Source organism: Dyella sp. 01N36, assembly GCF_056399745.1.
The window spans coordinates 1-3,221 of sequence record NZ_JBFTRY010000293.1; the positions used below are offsets into that span (position 1 = coordinate 1).

4 protein-coding genes are annotated in these 3,221 nt (G+C 66.3%); all 4 read left to right on the top strand.

The window, feature by feature from the left end; translation table 11 throughout:
- Positions 1-218: 218 nt before the first annotated feature.
- Entirely contained in the window at positions 219-974 is a 756-nt protein-coding gene (locus AC1DMG_RS21190) for an NYN domain-containing protein (RefSeq protein ID WP_477176712.1), read from the top strand.
- The gene (tilS, locus tag AC1DMG_RS21195; protein ID WP_477181059.1) at positions 967-2,256 is read left to right on the top strand and encodes a tRNA lysidine(34) synthetase TilS; all 1,290 of its coding nucleotides are present in this window, start codon (positions 967-969) and stop codon (positions 2,254-2,256) included. The genes AC1DMG_RS21190 and tilS overlap by 8 nt, the downstream gene beginning before the upstream one ends.
- 49 nt (positions 2,257-2,305) lie before the next feature.
- The gene (locus tag AC1DMG_RS21200) at positions 2,306-2,557 is read left to right on the top strand and encodes an exodeoxyribonuclease VII small subunit (RefSeq protein WP_354013004.1); all 252 of its coding nucleotides are present in this window, start codon (positions 2,306-2,308) and stop codon (positions 2,555-2,557) included.
- Positions 2,541-3,221, top strand: a 681-nt coding sequence (locus AC1DMG_RS21205) for a polyprenyl synthetase family protein (protein WP_477181060.1), incomplete at its 3' end; no start/stop codon positions are given. The genes AC1DMG_RS21200 and AC1DMG_RS21205, both read left to right, overlap by 17 nt.

Here is a 3,221-nt window from a genome sequence, read left to right on the forward strand (position 1 = left end):
GCTCGACGAGCTGGAAGCGCTGCCGGTCAAGGATCTGATGGATCTGCGCTACAAGCGTCTGCGCGGGTACGGCGCGTTCGTCGAATAACAAGCATCTCCCTGTTCACGATGGGCCTGCATGGCAGGCCCGTTCGCGCACAGGGTGCGCTCCTACAAGGACATACCATCGTCGCGCCAGCGCGCTACCATCCGTGCCAACGCTGCCCGGAATCGCGTCCATGGCCAACGAACACACCAGCAAGCTGGCTGTCCTGATCGACGCCGACAACGCGCAACCGACGATTGCCGAGCCGTTGCTCGCTGAAGTTGCCAAGTACGGCACCGCGCACGTCAAGCGTGCGTACGGTGATTGGACGTCCAATCACCTCAAGAGCTGGAAAGAGCAACTACTCACCCAGTCGATCCAGCCGATCCAGCAGTTCGGCTATACCAGCGGCAAGAACGCCACCGACTCGGCGATGATCATCGATGCGATGGACTTGCTCTATTCGGGGCGCTTCGATGGATTCTGCATCGTCTCCAGCGACAGCGACTTCACCCGCCTGGCCGCGCGCATCCGCGAATCGGGACTGATCGTTTACGGTTTCGGCGAACGCAAGACGCCCGATCCGTTCGTGGCTGCCTGCGACAAGTTCATCTACACCGACATCATCGTCGGCAAACCCGATGAAGAGCAGCCGCTCAAGCCGCGCACGGCCGCCCAGCTCAAGCAGGATTCCAGCCTTGTGAATCTGCTGCGCAATGCCTTGGAAGCAGCCTCGGACGACGACGGCTGGGCCGCCCTCGGCGGCGTGGGTTCCATCATCACCAAGCAGCGCCCGAACTTCGACGCCCGCAGCTATGGCTACAACAAGCTGAGCGAATTGATTGCCGCCACCACGCTGTTCGAACTGGATCGCCGCAGCCCCGGCGAAGGACGCCCCAAGGTGATCTACGTGCGCAACAAGGGCAAGAAGACGGCAGCTCGTGAATAAGCTGGTCGACACGCTGCGTCATGCCTTGCAGCAGCAACCGCAAGGACAACTGTGCGTTGCGTACAGCGGCGGCCCCGATTCCACCGCGTTGCTGCATGCGCTGGCCCAATTGCCGGAAGCAAACGCGCGTGAGCTGCGCGCCCTGCATATCGACCACGGCTTGCATGCGGACAGCGCGACATGGGCCGAACGCTGCAAACAGATGGCGCGCGAGTGGGGTGTGCCCTGCCTGGTGTTGCGCGTCCACGTCGATCATGCACGCGGCTATGGCCTGGAGGCGGCAGCGCGCGATGCGCGTTATCGCGCGTTCGCCGCCTCGCTGCAAAAAGGCGAACGACTGTTGCTGGCGCACCATCGTGATGATCAAGCTGAAACGGTCCTGCTGAAGTTGCTCCGTGGCGCCGGCCCGGAAGGACTTGGCGGCATGCGCGCCACGCGTCGTCTTGGCGAAGGCCTGCTGTGGCGTCCGCTGCTGGACACGTCGCGCGACGAACTGCGTCGCTACGTGGCGCAGCACGAACTGCCCTGCATCGACGATCCGTCGAACCATGATGCTCGCCTCTCGCGCAATTTTCTTCGCCACGAGATCCTGCCGCGCCTCACTCAGCATTGGCCGCAAGCGGTGGATTCCATCGTGCACAGCGCCAGCCTCCACCGTGCCGCCACCGAAACGCTGGAGCGGCAGTGGCGCAGCGAGCAGGCACGCTTGCTGGACACCACCAACGGCAGCCTCGACGCCCACGGCTGGCTCGCGCTTTCGCCCGCGCTGCGTCATCCACTGCTGGACGACTGGCTGCACGCGCGCGGACTCACCGCGCCCACCACGGCCCAGCGCGAGCAGATCGAACGCCAGTGCGGCGCCCGCGACGGCCAGCTGCCCTGCATCCGCTGGCCAGGCGCCGAGGTGCATGTGTGGCGTGGACGCCTGTGGGCGCTGCCGCCGCAGCCGGTGATCGATCCGCAATGGAGTGCCCACTGGCACGGCGAGCCGCTGGCCCTGCCCGATGGCGGCAGCCTGCGGMTTGATCCGCCCGGTCAGCTGGACGCGTCAATCAGCATCCGCCTGCGCCGTGGTGGCGAGCAGCTGCGTCCGGCGGGCGATGCGCACACCCGCGAACTGCGCGACCTGTTCCAGCATGGCGGCATGCCGCCATGGCGTCGGCTGGCCTGCCCCATGCTTTACGCAGGAGACGAGCTGATCGGGGTGGGCGACCGCTGGCTGAGCGCCCATGGCGTAGCCGTGTTCGGCGAGGCGCGGCCCCTATGGCAACCGGCCTACTGAGCGTTGTTGCGATTGATTCCGCACCGCCCCTGCGCTAGCTTTGCGGGCCATGGCCAAGTCAGCATCCGTCCCCGTCGCCCCCGCCGCCGATTTCGAACACTCGCTGGACGAACTCGAGCAGTTGGTTGCGCGTATGGAGGGCGGTGAATTGAGCCTGGACGAATCCCTGTCCTCCTTCGAACGTGGCATCGGCCTCTATCGCCATTGCCAGCAGGCATTGGAAAATGCCGAGTTGCGCGTACGGATGCTGCTCGACCCCGATGCCCCAGACACAGCCGAACCTTTTGAACCCGAGCTCTGAGAGCTCCGAGCTTGGCGCCCAGCTCAAGTCGCTGATCGCCCGCGCCGAAGAGGCGCTCGTCCGTTCCCTCCCGCCGGAAGACACCGCCCCCATCGAGTTGCATCGGGCGATGCGTTACGCCGTGCTCGGCGGCGGCAAGCGACTGCGCCCGCTGCTGGTCTATGCGGCCGGCCACGCGTTCGGCGAATCGGGTTCGCGCCTGGACGCTCCCGCAGTGGCGGTCGAACTGATCCACGCCTATTCGCTGGTGCATGACGACCTGCCGGCGATGGACGACGACGCCATGCGTCGCGGCCGTCCCACCTGCCACATCGTGTTTGGCGAGGCGATGGCCATCCTGGCCGGCGATGCGCTGCAGGCCCTGGCATTCGAGCTGCTGGCCCATGACGTGGACCTTGGCGTGTCGCCCGCGCGCTGCGTGGAGATGCTGCGCGTGCTTGGCCGCGCCTGCGGTGCCGACGGGATGGCCGGCGGCCAGGCACTCGACCTGGCTGCGGTGGGACGCAAGCTCACGCTCAYGGAACTGGAGTTCATGCACGCCTGCAAGACCGGCGCGCTGATTCGTGCCGCCGTGCGCCTGGGCGGCCTGGCTGCCGGGGCCTCGGACGACGATCTCCTGGCGCTCGATCGCTACGGCCATGCCGTGGGCCTGGCCTTCCAGGTG

Bases quoted from the DNA above. Each gene is read 5' to 3' on its own strand.
- AC1DMG_RS21190 (WP_477176712.1), top strand. From the start codon at position 219: ATGGCCAACGAACACACCAGCAAGCTGGCTGTCCTGATCGACGCCGAC.
- AC1DMG_RS21200 (WP_354013004.1), top strand. From the start codon at position 2,306: ATGGCCAAGTCAGCATCCGTCCCCGTCGCCCCCGCCGCCGATTTCGAA.